Source organism: Nocardia sp. TBRC8007 (assembly GCF_056629435.1).
Window position 1 is genome coordinate 1 of record NZ_JBWSOR010000135.1, and the last position, 631, is coordinate 631.

1 protein-coding gene is annotated in these 631 nt (G+C 67.5%); it reads right to left on the bottom strand.

Annotation, left to right across the window (positions count from 1 at the left end):
• A partial coding sequence (locus tag ACX4ZE_RS22970; protein WP_480275546.1) for an AMP-binding protein occupies positions 1-631 on the bottom strand: 631 nt, incomplete at both ends.

The window sequence follows — 631 nt, forward strand, 5'->3', positions numbered from 1 at the left end:
ACACGAACACCCGCATATTCCCCACCGGACGCCCGATCGGAACCGACACCCCCACCTCCCCCTCATTCGATAGCACCGACGTCGTCGCGAACACCGTTGTTTCGGTGGGTCCGTAGCCGTTGATGACGCGTACCCCCGGTAGCAGGGCCCTGGTCCGTTCCACGATCTGCGGTGTCAACGGCTCACCGGCGAAGATGATGGTGTCGGCGGCGATGCGCAGGGTGGGGTGGTCGAGCGCTTCGGCGAACGCCGACGGTACCGTGCTGATCACGCCACCGGACCAGCCGCCCTGTTCGGTGAGGACCAGCACATCCCGCACCACCTCCACCGTCCCGCCCCCGCACAAAGTCGCGAACATTTCCAGGACAGAGACGTCGAAAGCCGTCGAGGTACTCGCCAACACCCGGGTGGGCCCGTCCCCCAGCAGTGGCCCCACCGCGACAACATGGTTGACCACGTTGCGGTGGGAGATGGCGACGCCCTTGGGCACCCCGGTAGAGCCGGAGGTGTAGATCAGGTACGCCAGATTCCCCGGCCGCAGCCGACCGTGGCGGTCGGCGTCGGCCGCAGCGGCCGCGCTGGAATCACCGGGGAGGATGTCCGGGTCGTCGACGCACAGTGTTTCCGCCGC